This is a genomic window from Aestuariivivens sp. NBU2969 (assembly GCF_019931125.1).
In the GTDB taxonomy this organism is placed as follows: Bacteria; Bacteroidota; Bacteroidia; order Flavobacteriales; family Flavobacteriaceae; genus Aestuariivivens; species Aestuariivivens marinum.
Genome location: NZ_JAIOUU010000002.1, coordinates 72847 through 97808 on the forward strand (window position 1 = coordinate 72847; position 24962 = coordinate 97808).

The following is a 24962-nucleotide window of genomic DNA, read 5'->3' on the forward strand; positions in this document are numbered from 1 at the left end:
TTTTATGCTATTACTGAATTATAATAGGCTTTTAAATTATCTATCATCACCTTAGACATGGCATCCAAATCGTATTTTGGTTTCCAACCCCAGTCTTCTTTTGCCTTAGTATCGTCTATACTCATAGGCCAAGAATCTGCAATATTCTGTCTGAAGTCAGGATTATAACTCACTTCAAAGTTAGGATATGTTTTTTTAATGGAGTCTGCTACTTCTTTGGGACTAAAGCTCATGCCCGCAAGATTATAGGATGTTCTAATCGAAATATTTTCAGCAGGCGCATCCATAAGTTCTATAGTAGCTCTAACAGCATCTTCAATATATATCATTGGCAAGGTTGTTGTTTCCTTTAAAAAACACTCAAAATGCTCTTGCTTCACAGCTTTATGATAAATATCGACCGCATAATCTGTAGTTCCCCCGCCTGGAAGGGATTGGTATCCAATAACACCTGGATAACGGATGGATCGCACATCTAAATCATACTTTTCAAAATAATAATTTGCCCAATTCTCTCCCGCTACTTTACTAATACCATAAACCGTTGAGGGCATTAAATTGGAGTCTTGTGGTGTGTTGACACGAGATATATTGCTACCAAAAACAGCTATTGAGCTAGGATAAAACACCTTCTTTACGCTTAACTGTCGAGATACTTCCAAAACATTAAAAAAAGTACTCATATTAATATCCCAAGTTTTTAGCGGAAACAGCTCTCCTTTAGCCGATAAAATGGCTGCCAAATGATATATTTGGGTAATCTTGTATTTAGCAACAATGGCTTTCAAAGCCTCATTATCTGTCACATCCAATATTTCAAAAAGACCTTCAAAAGATTCATTTGGGCGTAAATCGGAAGCTATTACATGATTAACCCCAAACTTTTCTTGAAGAGCTTTGGTCATTACTGCTCCAAGTTGTCCACTAGCTCCTGTTATTAAAATATTTTCAGTCATTATTTATTAAGATAATTATTAGTACAAAATTAAGAATAAAAGCATTATTATAACTTTTTTACCTTTTTTTTTGCTTAAAATAAGTATTTTTGCCCTTAAATAAACATATTTTAAGTGTTTTAATCTTTACCATGTTTCAAAAATAATCGTTTTAAGAAAAAATATCTTTATATGGACAAACTTGATACTACCGACTTAGACATTTTAAGAATCCTTCAAAAGGACTCCAAAAAAACGACCAAAGAAATTGCCGAAACACTAAACCTCACCTCATCACCGGTTTACGAGCGCATTAGGAGATTAGAAAAAAAAGGATATATTAAAAAGTATGTGGCCCTTCTAAATAAAAAGCTTATTAAAAAACCCATAACCGCTGTATGTATGGTATCACTGCGTTACCATGATGAAGGTTTTATAGATAAGTTCGACAAACAAATACGAGCTCTAAGTGAAGTACAGGAATGCTACCATATGGCAGGAAAAGTTGATTTCTTCCTTAAAATTAATATTGAAAGCCTTGATGCTTACCATGAGTTTGTACGTGCAAAACTTTCAAAAATTGAAAATATTGGTGTTTTGGAAAGCTACTTCGTTCTGAAAGAGATTTTGCATACTACGGAATATTATATATAATTTAAAACACAAAGCTTAAACTATCGCTTTTAATGGTTATTCCCTTTTGCTCTTGCCATAAGTTTTCGTCTGGGTCACCAACTTTTATAATATAACTAGCTTTATCATCAAAAATTTTTGCCGCAAATACTTGGCCTTTAATCCTAATGGCATATTCCAAGTCTTTGGTTTGTTCATTAATGATTTGAATAACTGGATTTTCAACACCTTCAACCATAATCTCAGGTAAATAGCCTTCGGCCTTTTTGCCAAAGTTTTCCTCTTGAGCAACAGTTTGCGGCCAGCCTGGGTACTGGGAACCTTCTTCTAACGGATTATCAAAACGCCTAAAACATTCCGTTTTTATAGTTCTATCCTTTTTGTTAAATGTTACAATACCATAACCTACAGCCCTATTATGTAATATAGCAGGTTCCTTATGCATATTATGGGGGTTAGCAATTGCTTTAACTGTCATTTTATTTCCAAACCCATCAATATAATTACCTGTATAAGCAGGATTTTCGTAAGTATGTTCAGAACTATCAACTGACGGCCAAAATCTACGGGGCCAAATATTGTTTAATGCTGGCCCAGCAAAAGCATAACCACTATCTCCAAAATCATCCAAGCCGTATTGAATAAACGACCCTAAATGTTGATCGCCAGCAATATGGAAGGCAAATCCCTTACGAATAATTTCTACCGCCCTATCCCTCTTTTTAGCTGGCCAACCATTAGAATCCATGTCAACAGTTGGTTTATCTCCTTGTATATATTCGCCCATTTCTGGAATATATAGTTTAGGTATAACTGCTCCTGTTTTGGCTTCAGCGGGTAATGTCGCCACAGTTGCAAAATTGGTTTGAGACAACACGGCTTTCATTTGGGCGCCATGGGACCAATCTTCTACCCAATATTCCAAAAAGGCCTCCTGTCTTGCACCCAATAACTCAGCTTCCAAATGCCTGTATTCTTTTATATCAAAATCGTCTGCCATTATCCAACCATTGTTAACTTTTGCCTCTTTGGGCAACACATGTGCTGGCGCCGATTTAAACTTTCTATCTTCTAAAATAGCAAAACTTATGCCGCCATAATTCCAATGTGTATAGTATACACTTATATTATTTTTAACTGGCGTAGCATCATAAGGATCTGGCAAATGGCTAGTTTGCGTAAACTGGACCATATTAACCCAATCCGGAGTCATTTTATACCCTCCACTATCTTGTGAGGGTGCTCCATACCCATTACTGTTATCGGCTAACTTACCGCCTTCTCCCCAAATATTTCCATGATACACATCATGGTCATCTGGTATTATAGCACATGGCCTATTTCTAAACAATTCACGATACGACCATCCAAACATCATCCATTTTCTTAAATAATCGAGGCACGTTTTATCATAATCACCAGTAAATTGTACACCGTAACCACCAGTACCTTCATAGAACTGGTCTCCTAAAAACAAACAAATATCCGGATTTAATTTAGAGACACTTTCATAAATATCGGTATCTGGAAATCCATAATCGAAGTTACAGCTAAATACAGCTGCCTTTAATTGGTCCTTATCTAACGGCTCCGCTTTAATGGTCCCCACATAATCGTATTGGTGCTTACCTTTCCTTAATGGCATCAGCAAACGAATTCTATAAGAAACATCTTCTGTAACCTGCCAATTAGCCACTGAAAAATTAACAGCACGTCCTTGATGCTTTACAACTTGTTCTTCTTGGGTACCCCACTTATCGCCTTTTTTAAATTGCAATACCACTTTATGGCCTTCAATATCTTCTATAGGCGATAATTGCGCTGTTAATTTTAATTTTCCTCGGTGTAATGTATATTGCGCAAAACAAATCGGCCCAAAAATATTTTCTTCGTTAGAGTAAAGGGTTTTCGAATCTATAGACCAATCTTTAAAGCCAACCAGTGGTTGGTGGCTATTGCCTCCCTTAACATCAACACTGGACAATAATGCAAAATTTCCGGCAAGGGTTTCATTTGAAATATCAATATCACGTGTTGTATGGATAACCGTTTTAGATTCAGTGTCTATAATATGGGCAGTGAGCAATTGGCTTTCTTCAGTCTTATTAGAAACATTAACCTGTACGGTAAACTGTTGGGGCAAGGTTACCAATCTAGTTTCGAACACCTGTTCTCCAATAACCAAATCTCCTTTCAGATTTAACCCAACATCCAAACCTTTACCAAAGACTGCTGCAGAACGGTAATCGTCAACACGCCCTTCAGCGCCTAACCTTAACCCGAAACATCCCTGTTTTGCTCCCTCAAAATGTTTGTTCAAAATAGTTATTGTGACCTTTATCACATACTCTGCATTTCCATTTGGGTTTTGAACCGTCAGCAAATGTAGGTTTCTATTATTTCCTTTATAAGTGCATATTGCTTGACCTTTTTTTAATATCCAATCCTGCAATCTATTGCCCCAATATTGAGGGCCCACCCATTTCATATCTTGCCATAAGTGCCACTCACTTTTAAAAGCCACTGGGTTTTCATTCGAAAAGCGATCATTTTCAAAACCATAACAGGACGTCATTGGTAAAATAGAACCTAATAAAACTGTTTTTATATAATCTCTACGATGCATAGAATATAATAAAAAATAAAACTAATTTAAGTTATAATTTGGATTTAATGTTGTAGGCACAGGCGCATTGGTCTTGGCTCTCCACGCCTGAAGTTCATCATATAGTTCCTTCACTTTTTCTGGGTATTCATCAAACAAATTGTTATGCTCCCTAATATCTGTTTCAAGATTATACAATTCAATATCACCATCTTCAAAATACTCATGAAGTTTCCATTTTCCCTTTCTCATAGCGCTACCCGGCCTAGTTCTAAATAAAGAATCTCGAGCCTGTTCCTTTTCTGGATTTACGCTTTGCAAATAAATTGGGAAATGCCAAAACAAAGATCGTTCCTTCAAAGGTTTATTTTCAGTTAGTAAAGATAATATTGAAGCACCGTCCAAATTATAATTATTATCTTCATTAATAATATCTAAAACTGTTGGAAAAATATCCAATCCGCTTACAGCAGTACTATCAATCCTTGCATTTTGAATTTCGTTAGGCCATCTCACCACAAATGGCACCCGAATGCCTCCTTCGTAATAAGAGCCTTTCCCAGCTCTTATGGGAAATTGAGAAGAAACGCTTGCCAAACCACCATTATCAGACGAGAATATCACCAGTGTATTATCAGAAATACCCAATTCATCGAGTTTATTTAAAAGCTTCCCAACGTTCTCATCCATAGATTCAACCATGGCTCCATATTTTGCATTGAACCTGTCATCCCCTTTTAACTTCGCTTTATATTTTTTAACCAAAGCTTCCTTTCCTTGCAATGGTGTGTGAACCGTAAAATAAGGCAAATAAAGGAAAAATGGAGTTTCCTTATTATGACTAATAAATCGTACGGCTTCTTCAGTAAGTCTATCTGTAAGATATTCGCCATCTTCTCCATCTTCCAAAACTGAGTTTTTATAGGGACTGAAATAGGACTTGGGATGCCCGGCATGGGATCCAGCAATATTAACATCAAAACCTTGCGTTAACGGATTATCACTTAAATGCCATTTTCCAATTGTCCCTGTTGTGTAGCCATTATTTTTAAGTACTTCGGCTAGCGTTACAAAACTTTCATTAAGTGTTTCTGTATTTATTGTAGGAACGAGTTTCCTATCTTTAGTTTTACCTCTTTCTGAAGATCCCACCGTATAAATACCGTGCCTCGGCGTATTCTTTCCCGTTAGAATACAAGCCCTACTTGGCGCACAGTTTGCAGCGGGCGCATAACCATTTGAAAACACAACACTCTGTATCGCTAATTTATCCAGATTAGGTGTTTCGTATACGGGACTTCCCATAAAGCCCGTATCACTCCACCCCAAATCGTCTACCAAAATAAATAATATATTAGGTTTTCTTTCATGTTTTATCTGCTTTGAAAAACATGAAAACAAAGTAGAGGCAACAACCAATAGTACCATGTACTTTATTTTATAATTAGGTGTTTGATACATCTTAAAATTTAATTTGTTGTAAACTCATTGGTATTAAATGACCATGTGATTCCTTCATCGTTTATGATTTTAATTCTATAAAAATACTTGGTTTCAGGTGTTAAATTTTCTAACATAACAGTAGTCTCCCCTAAATCGATGGGGAAGGCTTTATTTTTTTCCCAAAAGGCTTCTTTTGTAAGTCCTTCGGTAACACCATAAAACAAATAGGCCCGAGCATTGGTTCCTAAATTAGAAACACTTATTTTTATTTTTGCCGTATTTTTCGAAATTTCACAAACCCCTTGATTCTCAAAGCTAGCCGGCATTTTATATAATTCTTGCACATAATCCCCTTGAAGATAATAGGGCAATTCTCCTATATCATTTAAAACTAGTGTTTCTTTTGGTTTACCTACTTCGCCCCAGCCGCCCATTTCCATAGCAAACCTACTATCTACTATTTTCCAATCCCTAGCACTTAAATTGTTTTCAGCTGTTGTTCCTATCATTTTAGTAATGGTATGCCAATTACCAACTGTGTCCATTTGCCAGCCTCGATAATGTGATTCACAAATTTCATGGCCGCTTCTAACTTTATGGGCTCCGCCAGGCACCTCAACAAAAGCGCCTGTAGTCAAGTATTTTATTTCACCTGTTTTATTGTATTTTTTACCACAACCATACAACTTCCAATGCTCACTTATAGGGTCTAAATAATAACTCCAATAGGTGTCATAAATCTCACCTGGTAACATACGTACAGCTATTATTTGTATGTTTCGATTAACATCTATATACGGATGTGGCCCTCTAGGCTTAACACCAGTACCCTCATGCCCATAAGACCCAAATTCCAAATCTGGCCCCACTGCAATTAAATGGCTTTCTTGATAGAAAGGTGGCGCTGGATCATTAGCCCCATAGGACCAAAGTGAAAAATTATAACCGCCAAAGGTCTGTGAATCCTTATTCCAAGTAGATCCTGTATAGCCGAATGGCGTGGTAATGGGTTGATAGAAACTCACATTTTTGGTAGCAATTGTAAGTTCGTGGACGCTAATTTCAATTGGGGCATCAGATGCTTCTATACCCCATTTACAATGTACAGCTTTAGCTCGATACCGACGCATTACGTTTGTTGAGTTTTTTACCGCAGTGCCACTTAAATGCAAATTACTAAAGTGACCTACTCCCTCATTTGGTGTTAATAATGTCTTTAATTTCAATTTAATTAAATGAAATCCTACCGAAACATTTTCGAACGTAACACCTTTTTGAATAACATAAGTACTTTCCGAACCTGTAGCCGTAAGGGTTATTTCTTTACTAACATCATCTAAATATATGAGCATCTTAGACCCTACTTGATTTGAAGCTATACCCATTTCAGGCTGAATGGTTAAATCCCCTTGGGTTTTTATATCCACTCCAAAAACAATAGTGTCAGTTAAAACGTGCCAATTATAGATGTAGTCATAATTCTCATACTTATTATATTCGTTTCCGGATGTTTTATCTTTAAGGTTGGCAGTTAATGTCCCCACGGGTGAAAAAAAACTCTCATTAGGTGTAAAAACAAGTGATTTAGACTCCGTTTCATGTTGTTCATTTAACGTATAGAATGTTTCTTTACTATTAGAACATGAGAGCAAAAAATTTAATAATAAGATGCCACAAAAGAACAATATATATTTTTTAGTTATCAATATTTTAAAATAAAACCCCTCTTACTCGACATTAAAGGTAAATTGTTCTGAATTTGAAGTATTGTATAAATTATCTGTCGTCACCACATACCATTTATATTTTTTACCAGATTCTACAGACACATTTGAAACATTTGTACCCGTTTCATCGTCTGCTAATAAACTTAATGTTTCCCCTTCACCAAAATACACATCGTAATGTGCAATATCATTATCTACATCACTTCCAGACCATTCTAAAGTCACCTTTGTTGTTGCCGCAATACTTTCTCCATTAGTTGGACTAACTGCAACTGCTGGAAATGGTGCATAGGACACCACCCCCTCACCTGCATTATAAAACTTCCAAGTAGCACTAGTTGCCGTATCTGTTACGGAATTGGATTTTGAGGTAACGAACCATGAATATGGGGTTGCTCGCAATAAGGTTAAACTAATCTCCGTGTTATTGGTATTATGTGTTGTAGTTACCCCGGACAGCAAATTCTTTAAAGTCAAGACATACGAATCCGTATCATTCCCGGCATTCCATTCAAAGGTTATCGTACTTTCGGATGAGGTGACATTTGTACCTTCGGTGCATTCTGAATTCTGTTCAGGAAAGACCAAACTTGCTGCCGTAGGCTTCTTAGGCTTTACTACTTCCCTTACTTCTTCATTACTTCCCCCACTACAATTAAACAAAATCAAGCCTAAAAACATGTATATTAAATTTTTTCTCATAGTTTAATCATTTTATGAATTTTAGATTCATCTTCACTTACAACATGAACGAGATAGGCCCCTTTTGGGAATCCTTCCAACACTATTTTTAACAATCTATCTTGTTTTGCTTCAACTTCTTTGTTGTAAACCACCCCCCCTGTTATGTTAAAAATGGATATTGTTACATTCTTACTTTTTTGAAAGGTTTCACTTAAAGCAACATTTAATATATTTTTGGCAGGGTTGGGATAAAAATAAGTTTCTCCTCTAAAGTCAAATACCTCTTCATAAATACCCTGACATGTTTTATCGGTAAACACCTTTAAAACATTGAATTTCCCAGCTTCCAAATTCAAGGTCACACGACTACTTGTGGTAGACGTAATTTCACCATTTAAATAAATATTATACGTTTGTGATCCAGAAAGGTCTAATGTTACGGCATCCTTATTATCTGATACTTTTGAAAAGACATTCAAATTTTCCGGCTCATCGACCTGTACCGTAAAACACTGTTCATAATCCGGTGCATCTGCTATGGTTATACATATGGTATAGGTTCCCGCAGACAAGTTTTCTAGAACTAAGGGATTGCTCACATCAAATGTAACCGTATTATCAAAACCCGTACTCGTTATTACAGCTGTGTAAGGGTAATCTACCAAGGCCGTAATATTGACTTTGCCATTATTACTATTTCTACAGGTCTCGCTGGTAACAGAGACCGAATAATTGTTTTGGTCTAAAATGACGTCAACAGCTTTTTTAACTAAGATATAATCTGCAACTTCTTTTGTATCGGATCCCTTTGGATTCGTTACTGTTAAAATCACCTTGTACAATCCCTCGGTATTATAAGTGACCAATGGATCTTCCTCTGTACTGGTTGATGGTGTACCACCTTCAAAAGTCCATTCCCATTGTGTTGGTCCTTCTGTTGACACATCAGAAAAGCTAACCTGACCCCCTTCGTAAACTTCAGTAAGGTTAGCTGTAAAATCTGCCACAGGAGGTGGTTGTACAGTTACAGCAATATAATCGGTAATTGTTTTTGTATCAGTTCCAAATTCATTGGTAACGGCCAAAGACACTTCATAAGTTCCTTCTACATTATAAGTAACTTGTGGTGACTGTTCATTACTTGATGAGGGAGATCCTCCTGTAAAAGTCCATGACCATGCTGTTGGAGAACCCAATGAGGTGTCGGTAAAAGAAACAGATTCACCAACATATATACTGGTATTATCTGCAACAAAATTTGCAATAGGTGACATATTGGGAGCTTCATTCATAACTTCTACAATCTCCTCTAAGGTCAACGCTTTTGAATACACCCTTATATCGTCCAATTCCCCTATCCAATCGTAACTACCATTGTAAGCTGCACTTCCAATCCTTAGATTAGTTGCCGTACTGGTGTTTATAATGGTTGCTTCAGAATTAAATGAATCGCCACTATCAGGTTGATTAGCATAATATTGCCCATCTATATACAATTTTATAGAATTCATTGTTACACCATCCGTTGCGTCATAAGTAACCGCAATATGCCTCCATATATCATTATCCAACCTTGTTACTGAACTATCGTCATTCTGCACATTACAAGAACCTCCTTCCACCCGTATATTACCATTCTCTACCATAACATTCCACATGTTTCCAGATATGTTTTCTCCCCAGGACACAACTGTTTTTCTGGATCCCGCCGTAGTTGTTTTTATCCATGCTGTAACCGTTCGTTCTCCCGTTCCACCAACACCCGTATAGGTATTCTCTAAATAATGCCCTGATTGTTTCTGATAGGCACTATTAGGGTTACCAAAATGGTCGTCAACGTAAATTGCATCACCTGTACCTTGTACAACGAGGTCTCTTTTATATGTTGAATCATCAATTAAGTTATTTTGAAAATTAAATTGTGCTTGCAAAGGTCCAGTTCCTTGATTTTCTGTGACTGTGATATAATTGGTTACTTCTTTAGTATTGGATCCAAACTGATTTGTTGCTGTTAATGTTACTTTGTATGTTCCAATGGCATTATAAGTAACCATTGGGTTTTGTTCGGTACTTGTAGTTGGAGTACCACCTTCAAAAATCCAACTCCAAGAGGAAGGCAAATTGGTTGATGTATCTTCAAAATTTACAAAATTACCTTGAAAAACAGTTTGGGTGTCTGCTATGAAATTCGCTACAGGTGCTATGGCTTGATTGACCGTAATATAACCTTCAACTGTTTTGGTATCCGTTCCAAAATCGTTTGTCACCATAAGTATAACCTTATAAACCCCTGGATTCATATAAGTTACACTTGGGTTTTCGTCGGTGCTTGTTGCTGGTGTCCCGCCTTCAAAAGTCCAACTCCATGAATTTGGAAATCCTATGGATTGATTTTGAAAGTTAATGGTTTCGCCTTCAAAAATAGTTTGGGCATCTGATCCAAAATTACTCGTGGGCGGTTCCTCTATACCTACCAACTCAGCACTCCACACCCCACGTCCCCAAGTAGCGGCATATAATCTTTGGGTATTATGTTGTATTTCAAGATCATTAACTACTACATTGGGTAATCCCAATCCAAATGATTGCCATTGGGTCAAAGTGTCATCAATATAATATACTCCAATGTCTGTGGCAATATAAAGTGCATTATGACTTGTATTGTCGTAAACAATGTCTGAAGTGGTTAAATTAGGCAATCCATTAGATATGTTTGACCAAGTTGTTCCTCCATTATCTGTTTTGTAGGCCTTCTCAAATGCACCATAACCCGTAAAACAAAGTGCCACTTGGTTAGGGTCATCGTAATCGACAGCAATGCCCTTGATTACTCGGTTTGGCAAACCCGAACTAATTTCAACCCAATTGGCACCACCATCAGTGGTTTTCCAAATCCTTGCCTTAATTGAAGCGTAAATATAATCCGGATTAGAAGGTGAAATAGCCATTTCATCAATCACATCGTTTACACCTAAATTGGCAAGTGTCTCCCAACTGTTACCACGATTGTTGGACTTCCATATTTGTCCGCTACCTTCGCCTAAAAAAAGAATAGCTGAATCAGTTGGATGTTGAATTAATGGTGGTAAACTTCCTGGTTTGGTATCGCCTAAATCGACACGACCAGAGGTAAAACCTCCATTATCGGTACGTTTAAAATCGCCATTATAGAGTGATCCATAAATAATGTTATGGTCTTGGGCATCAATCATACTCGTTCCACCATCACCGCCTTTCCAATGGTGCCAAACACCATCATACCATATACTCGTTCCATTATCCTGGACGCCTACCACGAGGGTATTATCATCAGATTGCGATACCCCCATACCATGTTGGTAGATTTCATGGTTTCCTACGGTATAGGTCAAAACATCATAGTTCAGCCCACCATCGGTACTTTTAACCAGCCAGCCATCGGTACCCATATAAATAGTACCGTTAACCACTTCTATTTCCCTATTATCGGCATGTACAAAATTACCACCAACCCCAGTAGACTGAGTATAGATCCAATTAGTAACTTTGGAAAAACTTATTCCTCCATTAATAGATCTGTAGGTATCCAAACTTCCATTTATAATTAAATTCGGATCGGTATCAGAAACCGCAAAACCTCCATATTGTCCCATTGCTCCATCTGGTGAGCCTCCTGAAACAAACGTGATACCGTTATCGACCGACTTAAGACTAACATTGTCACCTGCAAAGTATACATTATTTGGAGCAGCAGGAGAAACTGCTACTTGAGGGTCTGACCCCGAAGCTGTAGTTGCGGAAAAGGCCTGCCCAGAATTTGTCGACCTATATAGGAATTTACTTGAACTATCAGTTGCATAAACTATGCTAGCATCTCCTGGTTTAAATTCTAAGTCTGTAATATTACCAGACAATACTGTCGTATAAGTTTGAAAACCATCTGAAGACCTTAAAAGCCCCGAAGATGTTCCTGCAAAAATAATATTGGTGTTTTCAGGGCTCATCAACAACTTATGAACCCTAGTAAAAGTAGATACCACATCTAAAGCGTAACCTGTAGGGCTCCATGTATTTCCTCCATCGGTAGATTTAAAAATACCAATACTATAATTTCCACTGCCGCCTACATTGGTTGATATATAAATTTCGTTATGGTCGTTCGGATTTACCGCGATACTCCAAATACCGGTTATTCCTAAGTCGTCTGTTTTAGGCGTCCAATTATTTCCTCCATCGGTCGTTATCCAAAGCCCTCCACCACGGCAACCAATGTAAATTCTATCTTCATTATCCGGATCGACCCAAATCGCATCTACCCTGCCGTTACCATTTCGCTTATCACTAAAGGGCTCTTTTAGTTCTACAAAAGGCCCTATTTCATTCCATTGGCTTTCGGTTATAGGGTCTATAACTATTTTTCCTGCCGAACTTTTCAAACTCGCCTCTAAATCATGCTTTGACTTTCCCAAGTAATAGGTTAACCTAGGGTCGACCTGGGTCCTGTCTCCCGATGGATAAAAAACATCCTCATTAGCAATAATCCATCGTTGGAATTGTTTATAACCAGAGCCTTTTCCTTTGTCTTTACTTTCAAAATATTTGTTCCCTTCTTTAATAACATCATAAACATTATAATTGGGATCATTCATCATTTCCTTGTATTTCTGTGCTTGTAATTGAAATGAACCTAAAAGCAAAAGCATTGTTACAATTGCCTGAATTGACTTTCTCATGTGTTTATTTTTATTGTTTTGCATGTCATTTGAACGCCTAATTACTTGGCAATTTACCAAATGACCTTGTATGTTTTGGGAGACTAAATCGGCTTTTAGGGTAGATAAAATTATTTATCCGATTTTAATCATCTTCAACTAAAGTCTATTTTTTTATCTTTTACGAGCATTTCCTTTTAAACATAACCTTAAACAACGCAGATATTATAGACTGACCTGATATGTTTTCTTTAACTTTAGAAGAAACGGTAAACAGAATTTATCATTTATTAAAGTGCTTTCAAAATATTCAAAAAAACCCAGTATTAATGGACAAACCATGATACTGGATTTTTAGGAACATTGCTATTAACCATAAAACACTTTACAATAAACCTATTGCTTAATTACTTTGAACGTTGAAAATTGCAACCCAGATCTTACTTTTACTATATATAAACCTGTAGCTAGGGTAGACATATCGACTTTTACTTCATTTGAAGCAGTATGGGGAATCTTACTAACCAAACCTCCTAACATATTATAAACCGAAACCTTTAGAGTCATGTGTGTTTTAGTTCTGACAGTTAAATATTCTGATACTTTTGTTGGAAACAAACTAATATCTTGAATTTCTAAATTTGAAGCTACAGAAAGACTTTGTCTATTATATACACTTGTAATTTCACTAGAAGTCAATGCCCGTGAATAAACACGCACATCGTCTAGAGCACCTTTAAAACTTCTAGCAGCAACATCAAAATTTTCAGTACCCACATACAGAGGTGCTTCTGCTGTAATTAAAGTGCCAAACCCTGTAGATGTTGCTATTATGGAACCATCAACATATAATTCATTTTTTCCAGAACCATCATAAACCGAAGCTATATGATGCCAAGTGTCATCTGCTATGTCAACAGCTCCATTATGGCCTGCTCCTGATACCTCAGTGCGCAACCTTCCAGAATCGTCTATTACCACAGAATACTTTTCTCTTGTACCTGATGCTCCCATAGATACAATACCCTGATACTCATTAAAATTTGTTTTAATCCAAGCGGTTACAGTTCTGGGAGAATTTCCTGTAACAATAAAGTTTCCTGAACTTGCCAAAGAATGCCCATCTACAGAAGGTAATGTTATAGCCGCATTTGGATTAGACTCATTATCATTCTCGTACATGGCTGAAAATCCAGTTTCTACTAATGTACCCGTTTCACCCGAATTATCGGTTAAATCACCATCAAAATTATATTGTGCTTTTAAATAATTAACATTCCCTGTGATGGTAATGTAATTCGTTTTGGTTAACACTCCTTCACCACTTGCATTTCTAGCTATTAAGGTAATTGTATACGTTCCTGGTGTTCCATAAGACACTACCGGGTTTTGGTCATAAGTATTTCCAGACGCATCACCTCCACCAAAGTCCCACACCCATACAGTAGGATTATTTGTTGTTGCACTACTATCGAAAGTAATATCTTCTCCTATATTAGCAGACGTAACATCGGCCATAAAATCTACAGAAGGTGTACCCGATAAATCTGCTTCAGCCAGAGCTGCAACTTGGGCTTGTGACAATGCCCCAGAATATATAGCCACATCATTTAATACCCCTCTATAAAAATGGGTTGTACCATAAACAGCTTCACCTATACGAACATCGTGGGTTGCTACATTAGTATTAATAATTGTAGTTGACGCATTAAAAGAGCCTCCAATGTCCTGTAATACTCCATCAATATACATTTTACAGGATGATAATTTACCTCCATCATCAGTTGGGTCGAAGGTTACGGCTACATGGTGCCATGATCCATTAGGTATAACATGGGAGCTTAAAATACTCGAGCTACCAGCTTCAATACGAATTTTTCCTAATTCTACCATAACATTAAACATTTGCCCCGATTCATTAATGCCCCATGATGCAATAGTTCTTCTATTTGCTCCAGCTCTTAGTTTTATCCAAGCTGCCACTGTTCTAGCACCATCACCACCAACACCTTTATAACCTGTAGCCACCAAGTATTCGCCTGTAACATCTTGGGCGTCGAAAGCACTTTCTACATTACCAAAGTTGTCTGTTGCAAAAGTTTTAAGAGTACTCCCTACTTTTGTTAGTGTTCTTCCATTACCCGAGGCGTCTGTTAAATCTCCATTGGTAGCAAACTCATATTTTGCTTCTAGAGTTTGCCCAAATACCATTGTACCTGTAAATAAGACTAATAATAAAAGTAATTTTGTTTTCATATTTCTCAATTTTAAAATCAGTTAGTTTGTTAAAATTACTGAGAGAACAGGAAAAATAGGGTTATTTTTTCGTTGAAAACAGGGGAAATATTTTCGAAAACCTTATTATACAGATAAAAAAACAAAAACAATGTATAAGAGGATGCTATATCTACTTTAATCTTTAAAGCAGGACTTCTTTTACTTTGAAAGGGATAAAAAAACGTAATAAAATGAGGAGTTTTTGGAGCAATACTTTTATGAAGGTTTATAAAAAAGTAGTATAATTATTGATTCGTCAAAATAACATTTTTTGTGAATAACATACTAAAAAAACTATTATACAAACACAAAAGCCACCATAGGGCTTAACCTATCGGGGCTTTTGTTCTTCTGGTTTTTGTTTTGAATTTATAATTCAGATTTAGTCAACTCCTCCAGTGTGGGCATTATAAACCTTTTATTTACTGGCGTATGGTGTTCTTTTTTGATGATTTCCTTGAATTTCACGATGAGTTCTGGGTATGTTTCAGAAATATCGTTTTGCTCGGCAATATCCTCTTCCAAATTATAGAGTTCAATATGTGTATTGTTCTTTTTAATATTCTTCCAGACCATTTTCCACTTACCCATGCGAACAGCAACTTGTCCATTATACTCTGGAAATTCCCAATACATGTAATCATGCTCTCGTTGTTTTCCTTCTTGTGTAAGCGTGTTAAGAAAACTAATACCATCAGTATTACTAGGCGTTTCTACCTGTGCCACCTCACACAATGTTGGCATCACATCCCAAAATGCCGAGATATGATCGGTTGTAGTTCCTGGCACAATACGGCCTGGCCACGAAGCAATCATAGGCACACGAATACCGCCTTCATACACAAAGCCTTTGCCTCTACCATATTCGCTTTTAAATGGTTTGGCACTATCGAACCAAGGTGAATCGCTACCACCGTTATAAGTTGGCCCATTATCGGATGAGAAAATAATTAAGGTGTTTTCGTACTCTCCAATTTCTTTTAAGTGCGCGATAAGCTTTCCTATATTTTCATCGAAATAGGACACCATGGCCGCATAGGTAGCATGTGGATAACGCACCGGGAAATAACCGCCGTTATGGGTTTCCTTGTTATACACTGCATCGTAAGGTTCTTCGTCTCCGAATTTCTTCACATAATAATCTACCCATTGCTTAGGCGCCTGTAATGCTGCATGAGGTATAGGCGTTGCCCAATATAAAAAGAAAGGCTCGTCCTTTGCACGATCTACAAATGCTATCATTTTCTCAAACGATACTTTTGGGGAGTAAAAAGGCTGATTATATCTCGCATACGACGCTTTATCGTAAGGATCTTCGCCCTCCTTCAATTTAGCTCCCGGTGGTACCGTATCGTTTGCCAAATGATAGCGTATTTCATTTTCATATAAATGCAATGGGTTATAGGTATGTGCTTGACGCTGGCAGTTATAGCCAAAGAAATAATCGAAGCCCATTTTAGTGGGAATGGATTCGGTATGTGGTGCCCCGAGACCCCATTTACCAAACATGCCATTGGTGTAACCTGCCTTTTTGAGCAAACTAGGCAAGATAACCACATCTGCGCCTAAGGGCGCTTGGCCTTCAAGGGTAGAATCTTGAGCCATTTTCACATAGCTCCAAACATCGCCTCGGCTTCCCCATTCGTCATTCCCCCTAACTGGTGCATGTCCCATGTGCATACCCGTCATAAGTGATGTACGCGCTGGAGCACACACAGGCGCTCCTGTGTAATGTTGAGTAAATAGCATCCCAGATTTGGCCAAGGCATCAATATTGGGTGTTTCTATTTTTTCCTGACCGTAAGCCCCAATTTCGGCATAACCCAAATCGTCTGCCAAGATGTAAATGATATTTGGTTTTTCTGGTGTTTGTACTTCAGGTTTATTTTCTTTTTGCTTACAGGACACACTAAAAACCAATATAATGCTAAGTGCTAAGGCTGCTATTACAAGTTGTCTTTTATTATTCATTAAATTAAGTGATTTATGCTTGCTAACTTTTAAGTACATGACAAAAATTAATTTATGCACTAATGAATTTGTTTAAAAAGTCATTATAATTTGATTTGTCAGGTTGAGCCTGCCGAAACCGATATTGATTATCAGTAAGTTAAAAATATTTCGACAAGCTCAATATGACATTGCGTTTACTTTTTAAACAGACGTATTAAAAACATAAGCAACTATTAAACAGTGCTTTAATTTTTTAATTATTTTTTGTCATGTACTAAATGCTAACTTACTATTTTTTTAAGTAAATAAGGGGGGTGTTTTTAGTAAATATGGTAGGTATAATAGATAATTAAAAAGATGTTTATCGCCTTACCTTGGTAATTTGACAAACATCTTTTTAGGCTACTAACTCAAATACATATTTTAAATAGCAACGAAAACCTATGGCTCTTCGTTAAAATAAAAATTATTATAGTCCTGCCAATGTTGCAATTTCTTCTGCAGTTAAGGCACGGTCATAAATTAGCACGTTATCCATGGCTCCTGAATAGAAGTTTGCACCAAGTTGCGAACCAACTTCAACCTCAGTTTCACCTGCATTACCCGTACCTCCAGTATTGACAAACCAAGAATTAGCAGCATGTGTAGCGTCTACATTCCCATCTACATAAATCGTTACAAAATTATCCTTGATGGTGTAGGCTACATGGTGCCATTGTTCATCATTTATAGTAGTAGCTCCTGTAATACCGCCACCTGAATACTCAAAACGTATTTTTGCTGGAGTCATTCTAAAAGTTGCACGGCTTCCAAGAGCACTTGCCCCCCAATGCACTACACAAGAATTTTTAGATGCAGCACTTTTTATCCAAACGGCCACAGTTCTATCTGCCGTACCATTAACCCCAGTATAACCAGGAACGGTGATACTATTACTACCATCGAAAGCAAAAGCAAAATCGTTTACCTTACCAGCTTCATAGGCCGGAGTTCCTCCATAAATACCAGGGGCTTCAGAATATTCCTCAAACAAATTCTGTTCAAAGTTGAAACGTACACGAACCGCAGGATCTAAAGGCTCACCTTCAACGGTAATAAAGCCCTCTTTAACAACCTCATTAGCTCCAAATTCGTTTCTAATTTTAAGCGACACTTGATAGGTTCCCCTTACCGAATACTTAACTGTTACGCTAGGATCAGAACTACTACTAGGGCTACCCCCAGTAAAGGTCCAAGAATATAAATCGCCTTCATTTATTTCTGTTGGCGCAAAATTTATGCTTTCAAACTGAAAAATTGATGTTGCCGATGCTGTAAAATCTGCTGAAGGCGCTAAGTCTGGATTACCCATTTTATCTAAAGCAAAACTATCGTCCAGCTTATCACACGAGGTCACATTTAAAGCCATAAATGTTCCTATGGCTAATATGGAATATATTTTAAATAACTTCATTTTGATATTTTTTTTTAGTTAAATTTTGAAACTCACCTGGGTAAAACCCAGATGAGATATTCTATTACCAGCCTGGGTTTTGTTCTAAATTTGGATTTAAAAGCAACTCATCACTTGGAAGTGGGAACAAGTAATAATGGTCTGGGAATGCTGGTGGCGCTAAAGGAATTAACTGTACATAGCCAGAGGACGCATTATTTTGAATGGATATATTCACCGCATAATCCGATTGGTTAATCCATCGTCCTAATTTTACCTCTGTAGCATAATCCATTTTTTTCCAACGGCGTAGATCTTCACGTCTAAAACCATCTCCCATTAACTCCACAGCACGTTCTCTGCGGATTTCCCATAATACTGGATCTACACTTTGGTCACGCATCGGGTCCCAGTCTGCAGTTATGGCACCTACATTCATAGGGGCCACACCACCTCTTGCTCTTAACTTATTGATAGTTGCATCGGCCACCGTTTGATTAAACTGTCCCAATTCAAATTTTGCTTCGGCATTAATCAAATAAACCTCACCCATCCTGAACATTGGCTGGTCATTGATATCTGCTGAAGACACCCTATCATTATGGTCATTATAAATTTTCCAAAAACGATAGCCATTACCCGTTTGTGTAGGCGTTAGACGGTCAAAATTTGGCACCTGGTCTGTTACGCGACCAGACCAGTTTCTATCCGGTAATTCTTTAAGCGGGTATCCTCCAGTAACTGCGGCCACTTTACCAAACCACTCGGCATCGGCCGGATTACCAGTGGGAGTCCAATCTTGTGTACCATTACCAACTACTCTATAAGGGGGTGGTGTCATGGTTAAAATACGCGTATCACGGTTCCTAAACTCGGCATAATGGTCTTTATCTCCTAAAAATTGACTATTGCCAGCATTATAAATTGGCAATCCATTTTTAGTTAAAAATTTGTCGATTCCCTTTCTGGTAATATCGTATTTATTGTTTGTTGAACGTGTATCTGTACTTACCCAATGCGTTAATTCGTCAATTGCATAATGCTTATACAATAAAATACCTGGTTGGCCGCCTAAATCTAATGAGTTATATACGGCATCGTAGTTGCTCATAATGGTAGGATACTTATTTACCAAATAAGTAGAAGCATCGCTGGCGGCCTGTAAATAAGTTGTAGCGTCGCTAAAGCCAGGGTGGTATTTACGCCAAGTCCCTTCAAATAAAGCAAACCTTGCCAATAAAGCTCTAGCCACATCTGGAGTAATGGTATTTGGCCCATCTCCATTTTCGTTAATACTAGTTATAGCCTCATTAAGATCTCTTAATATATTGGCAGCCACAGTATCTCTGGAATCTCTTGGCTTATATAACTCGTCTTCACTTTGATCGTTAATGTCGTTTTCAATCCATGGCACTCCACCAAAAGCTTGTAACATATCAAAATACACATAAGCCCTAAAAAACAGACCTACACCTCTCCAGTGAGCCTTTTCACTTTCTGAAATTGGAGACTCGGAAAGCACATCCAACATAATATTAACACGCCTAATTTTCGCATAAGGTCCTACAGGCCTATCGTTACTATTACTTGTAGTATACCTACCATCTGTAGTTGGCACATCATAATTCTGGTCTAAATAATTTGGATTCACCGACGAACCTCCATTTTGCATTAAATCGCCCTGTAAATCGCGCGTTGCTGCCCAAGAAGTAGATCGTGGAAAATCCTCAATATAATCATAAAATCCCCAAGCATACAATTTAATATTATTGTAACTACTAAAAATTGTAGCTTTAGATAGTTCGTCTTTTGGTGCTCTATCTAAGAAGTCATCGTCACAAGAGAATACTGTAACAAAAGCTATTAGTATAAGTGAAATGTGTTTTAAATTTTTCATAATTTCTTTTTTTAGAATGATAGATTTAAACCAGCTGAGAATTGACGCATAATAGGATATACCCCATTTGAACCTTGGTCTGGATCTAAACCTTTTGGCAAATTATCGAATGTAAACAAGTTATTTCCTGAAACAAACACTCTAAATTTATTAATTTTCAGTCGATTAAGGAAGTCGCTAGGCAAACTATAGCCGAATGTAATATTTTGAATTTTCAAATAGCTTTCATCCTGCAAATACTTAGTTTGCACCCGTCTACTACGACCATAATTGCTATCGCCATTGCCTGCCGCTGCATTTCCATGTACCCTTGGATAATAGGCATCTTGGTTATCTGGCGTCCAATAATCTAATTGATGCTTATAGATATTATCAAATACCGATGGGTATGGCCATATTAAATCTGAGTTTCTCCAGCCATCTTCTTTAGCAACTCCGCTAAGTACAAATGAAAAATCAAAACCTTTGTACTTTGCAAAACCATTAACACCAAACTGGTAGCGCTTACGGTTATTACCTATAATTTTTCTATCACCAGGCCCTGTATCTGAAATAATATTGCCATTGTCATCCAGTTCATAGTCTGCAGTATTATTACCCGAAGTAATTACACCATCACCATCCAAATCCTTATATTTAATATCACCCGGGTATGGTGTAGGTGCATTTTCAATAAATACTACACCATCTTTTAACTGCCTGTTGTCTCCAGACAAATCGGCATTTAAGGTACCTGCCACAAAATCATCAGCAGTATAATACCCATCGGTTACATAGCCCCAAATATCCCCTATTACTAATCCTTCATAAAAATCGGATAAGTTTTTAGAAGCATTATCAAAGCGAGTTACTTCAGTTTGGTTGTCAAACAGATTGATGTTTAGTCCATAAGTTAAGTTTCCTATTTTATCTTTCCAACCTAATTCTACTTCCCAACCTTCGGTTCTTAAATCCCTTGCATTTTGTTCAGGAGGCAAAGCTCCTAATACCGATGGCAATTGTGCGCCAGGCCCTAAGATATCCTCTGTATCCCTAATATAATAATCGAAAGATCCATTTAAACGGTTTTTAAACAACCCAAAGTCTAAACCTATATTTTTTGATACTACATTTTCCCAAGTAAAACCACCACTAATTAACTGTGCTGGATGAAAACTTAAAAAACGCTGTTCCGTGTCTAAATTTGTCCAACGCGTTGTATAATCTTCATATCCTGGAATAGTAGGATAAAAATCTGGATGGGCTTGGTTACCAATAACACCATAAGAAGCTCTAAATTTTAATAAAGATATAAAATCTATATTGTCCATAAACGACTCCTTAGACACATTCCATCCCACAGAACCTGAAGGCAGCCATACATAACGATCGCCATCGGCAAAACGAGATGATCCATCGTAACGAACATTAGCTTCAATAAAGTACTTTTCTTTATAGTTGTAATTAAATCTGGAAAAATACCCTACAACAGCCCAATCATTAAAATTATCAGACACTTGCACATTAGTATCATCAAAAGGAAGATTCAACGTTGGTGTTACCAAAGGATCTATTAAGTCTCTAGCGCTAGCGGAGAAAAAATCCCTTCTTTCATATTCCCTATTTAAACCAGCCAATAATTTGAAATTGTGATTGCTACCTAAAGACCAATTATAATTAGCATACAAGTTAAGTGCATTGTATATTCTATTTGTCTGGTTTCTGGATATCGAGGTATTACTTTGTGCATTGGCAACCGAAGTTTCGGGATTAAACCTAAAGGTACTGTAATAACGCTGCCCATTGTTAATATTACGGTTTGTAATATAATTCTTTTCAAATGTATATTCGCCTGTAAAAGTTAAATTTTTAACAGGTGTCCAATCTAATTTTTGGAACAATCTTAAGTTATCGTCCTCGGTTCTACCAGGTGTACTAAATCTTACCTTATTAGCAGGAGAGCCAAATGGTAAAACGCCAGAACCATCATCAAAATATCCCGTTGAAACATCGAACATACGTGCCTGCACAGCATCGGCATAACGCGCATTAGGCCGGGATTGAATACTTGACCTAAATAATATATTACTTGTTGATACAAGATTATCTGCTATATCTGCTGATATGTAAGCATTAACATTATATTTTTTAAAGGAATCCTTATCAGTTATCATAACACCATCTTGGTAGCTATACCCTGTATTTAAACGATAGGCTATTTTCTCGCTACCCCCACTTACAGAAAAGTTATGGATGGTTGAATACCCAAAAGCATCAATAAAATCCCCAAAGTTGTCTGTATCTGCCAATGGATAATACTGTCCACCATCATAGTGGATTGGGTAAGTTTCACCAGTTACAGGATCCTTCACTAAATTAAGGGCACTTGGATTTGTTTCATACTGATTGATATAACCTAACCAATCACTCACATTTTGACCCGCAAAATAACTATTTACTCCCCAAAAGTTTAATGACTGAACAAATTGCTTTGTTGTTGCTTTTTCGGGTAAATCTGATGGTTTAGAAATACTGGTTGTTACATTATAATCGAACTTTACTTTTTGATTTCTTTTTCCTGTTTTGGTGGTAACTAGAATTACACCAAAAGCAGCACGTGCACCATAAATAGAAGATGCTGACGCATCTTTCAACACAGAAATTGATTCAATATCCTGAGGGTTTATATCGTTAAGACTTCCCTCAACATTGTTAATAAGAACTAAAGGATTAGCATTGGAACTAAGTGGGTTATCACCACGTATCCTAAACCCTACGCCCTCAGAACCTGGTTGCCCAGAACCTACCGTAACCTGTAAACCAGCAGCCACCCCTTGCAATGCTTCTGCAGCATTTGTAATTGGTCTGTCTGCAATTATTTCTTCCATTTTCACAAACGAGTTCGCACCAGTAACGTTATCTTTTTTCTGCGTACCAAAACCTACCACGACCACCTCGTCCAGTTTGGACACATCTTCCTGTAAGTTAATGTTAATGCTTGTTCTCCCTGCCACAGAGATCTCTTGGGTTATATATCCTACATAAGACACCACAAGAACAGCGTTCTCGCTTACACTTACTGAATATTTCCCGTCGAAGTCTGCCGAGGCACCGGTTGTCGTCCCTTTAACAGCCACTGTAGCTCCTGCCAGAGGAAATCCAGTTTCGTCGGTAACCGTACCTTCAACAGTTTTTTGCTGGGCCTGCATAGAACAGGTAAGTACCAACAAAATTCCTAAAAGTTTTAAAGTTAGTAGTTTTCTCATAATTAAAAGATTGATTTAGTTTTCATATTGAATTTAGTTATTTAGTTTATTTAATAGCTGTCTTTAATCCAGTTATAAGGCTTCTTCTTTACCCACATGCCCCTTGTAAAATCTGGGAAGTCCTGTGGTTCGCCATTGTTTTCTATGGATAGTTCTGATAATGGAGTAATAGCACTCCATGCAGCAGCATCGTAAGCATCCATTGGAGGGGCGATATTTTGTTTTGCAGATTCTACAAAAGCTTGCAATACAAAAAAGTCCATGCCGCCATGACCTGCACCTGTGGCATGTTCGCCATATTTTTGCCAAAGTGGATGATCGTATTTTTCCAACCAAGCTTTAGAATCATCCCATCGGTGAGGTTTAGAAATGCCTTCTACATGTATTCTGTCTCCATCCTTTTCCCATAGCCCCTTTGTGCCCTGAACCCTAAAACCTAATGAATAAGGCCTTGGCAGGTGTACATCATGGGTAACAATAATGGTTTCTCCGTTGGCTGTTTCTATAGTTGACGTAATAACATCTCCCATTTTAAAGTTTACTTTTGCATTTGGATGATTTTCTCCGCCATGCTCAACAATATAATTATGCATCCCCCTACTTTTTGTGGCATGTGACGTTAACGACACAAAGCGATTTCCACGGTTAATATCGCACATTGCCGCTATAGGTCCCACGCCATGGGTTGGGTACACATCGGCATTTCTAAGCACCGAATGTTGTGTTCTCCAAACGGATTCTGAAATTCCTTTCTCGCCAAACTCAACACCTTTTCCGTAGGCCGTTTTACCATCATTAAGCATTACAAAACGTAAATCGTGTTGATAACCACATCTAAAATGAAGCAATTCGCCAAACACATTTTGTTTTACCATATTTAATACCGCCAATACATCTCTACGATAGTTTACATTTTCCAACAACATTAAATGTGTTCCTGTTTGCTCGTGTGTGTTTACCAAATCCCAACATTCCTCCAAGGTATTGGCAGCCGATACTTCCAGTCCTGTATATTTACCTGCCAACATAGCATCTTTAGCCATACGCGTGTGCCATAACCAAGGTGTAGAAATTATTACGGCATCTACTTCCTTTAAAGCCAACAAGTTTTTATAATCATACTCGTTGGCACCAAAAACCTGGGGTTTAGATTTTCCCGCCTTTGATATTTTATCCAAGGCTAAAGATATTCTATTGGGATCTATATCACATATGGCTGTTATCAATACATCACTCCTGTTTAATGCATTATTAAGGTGGTTGGTGCCTCTTAAGCCAACTCCTATAAAAGCCAACTTAAGCGTATCCTTACCATGACCTATACCAAAGGTGAGATTTGGTAGTGCTGCAAGACCGACTCCAGCAATGGCTGTTTTCTTTATAAAGTTTCTCCTATTGTTCATTTAAAATATTTTCCAATTAAAGATATTCATTGTTGTT

General features: G+C 37.4%; 13 protein-coding genes. 1 reads left to right on the forward strand and 12 read right to left on the reverse strand.

Annotation, left to right across the window (positions count from 1 at the left end; all coding sequences use genetic code 11):
• Nucleotides 1-2: 2 nt before the first annotated feature.
• On the reverse strand, nucleotides 3-956 hold the full coding sequence (locus tag K7G79_RS02110) for an NAD-dependent epimerase/dehydratase family protein (RefSeq protein ID WP_223548697.1): 954 nt from the start codon (nucleotides 954-956) through the stop codon (nucleotides 3-5).
• A 171-nt stretch (nucleotides 957-1127) separates the two neighbouring features.
• Between K7G79_RS02110 and K7G79_RS02115 the strand changes: the two genes are divergently transcribed.
• Complete coding sequence (locus K7G79_RS02115; RefSeq protein WP_223548699.1) at nucleotides 1128-1589, forward strand: Lrp/AsnC family transcriptional regulator; 462 nt, start codon at nucleotides 1128-1130, stop codon at nucleotides 1587-1589.
• 1 nt (nucleotide 1590) lies between these two features.
• On the opposite strand, the gene K7G79_RS02120 is transcribed toward K7G79_RS02115, so the two are convergent.
• The 11 genes from K7G79_RS02120 to K7G79_RS02170 form a co-directional block, all read right to left on the reverse strand.
• Entirely contained in the window at nucleotides 1591-4194 is a 2604-nt protein-coding gene (locus K7G79_RS02120) for an alkaline phosphatase D family protein (RefSeq protein ID WP_223548701.1), read from the reverse strand.
• A gap of 21 nt (nucleotides 4195-4215) precedes the next feature.
• Nucleotides 4216-5601, reverse strand: a complete 1386-nt coding sequence (locus tag K7G79_RS02125) for a sulfatase (RefSeq protein WP_223548703.1) — start codon at nucleotides 5599-5601, stop codon at nucleotides 4216-4218.
• Nucleotides 5602-5642: 41 nt separating this feature from the next.
• Nucleotides 5643-7268, reverse strand: a complete 1626-nt coding sequence (locus K7G79_RS02130) for a DUF3472 domain-containing protein (RefSeq protein WP_223548704.1) — start codon at nucleotides 7266-7268, stop codon at nucleotides 5643-5645.
• Between the two features lie 75 nt (nucleotides 7269-7343).
• Nucleotides 7344-8045 carry a hypothetical protein gene (locus K7G79_RS02135; protein WP_223548706.1) on the reverse strand — a complete coding sequence of 234 codons (702 nt, stop codon included), beginning with the start codon at nucleotides 8043-8045 and terminating at the stop codon, nucleotides 7344-7346.
• The gene (locus K7G79_RS02140; protein ID WP_223548708.1) at nucleotides 8042-12739 is read right to left on the reverse strand and encodes a PKD domain-containing protein; all 4698 of its coding nucleotides are present in this window, start codon (nucleotides 12737-12739) and stop codon (nucleotides 8042-8044) included. The genes K7G79_RS02135 and K7G79_RS02140 overlap by 4 nt, the downstream gene beginning before the upstream one ends.
• Before the next feature lie 375 nt (nucleotides 12740-13114).
• Nucleotides 13115-14974: a LamG-like jellyroll fold domain-containing protein gene (locus tag K7G79_RS02145; RefSeq protein ID WP_223548710.1), complete on the reverse strand. Its 1860-nt coding sequence runs from the start codon at nucleotides 14972-14974 to the stop codon at nucleotides 13115-13117.
• A gap of 390 nt (nucleotides 14975-15364) precedes the next feature.
• Entirely contained in the window at nucleotides 15365-16966 is a 1602-nt protein-coding gene (locus K7G79_RS02150; protein ID WP_223548712.1) for an arylsulfatase, read from the reverse strand.
• Nucleotides 16967-17417: 451 nt separating this feature from the next.
• The gene (locus K7G79_RS02155; RefSeq protein WP_223548714.1) at nucleotides 17418-18401 is read right to left on the reverse strand and encodes a LamG-like jellyroll fold domain-containing protein; all 984 of its coding nucleotides are present in this window, start codon (nucleotides 18399-18401) and stop codon (nucleotides 17418-17420) included.
• A 64-nt stretch (nucleotides 18402-18465) separates the two neighbouring features.
• Complete coding sequence (locus K7G79_RS02160) at nucleotides 18466-20277, reverse strand: RagB/SusD family nutrient uptake outer membrane protein (RefSeq protein WP_223548716.1); 1812 nt, start codon at nucleotides 20275-20277, stop codon at nucleotides 18466-18468.
• 11 nt (nucleotides 20278-20288) lie between these two features.
• Complete coding sequence (locus K7G79_RS02165; RefSeq protein WP_223548718.1) at nucleotides 20289-23522, reverse strand: TonB-dependent receptor; 3234 nt, start codon at nucleotides 23520-23522, stop codon at nucleotides 20289-20291.
• Between the two features lie 50 nt (nucleotides 23523-23572).
• Nucleotides 23573-24925 (reverse strand): Gfo/Idh/MocA family protein, encoded by a 1353-nt coding sequence (locus tag K7G79_RS02170; RefSeq protein ID WP_223548720.1) that lies wholly within the window; start codon nucleotides 24923-24925, stop codon nucleotides 23573-23575.
• Nucleotides 24926-24962: the final 37 nt, after the last annotated feature.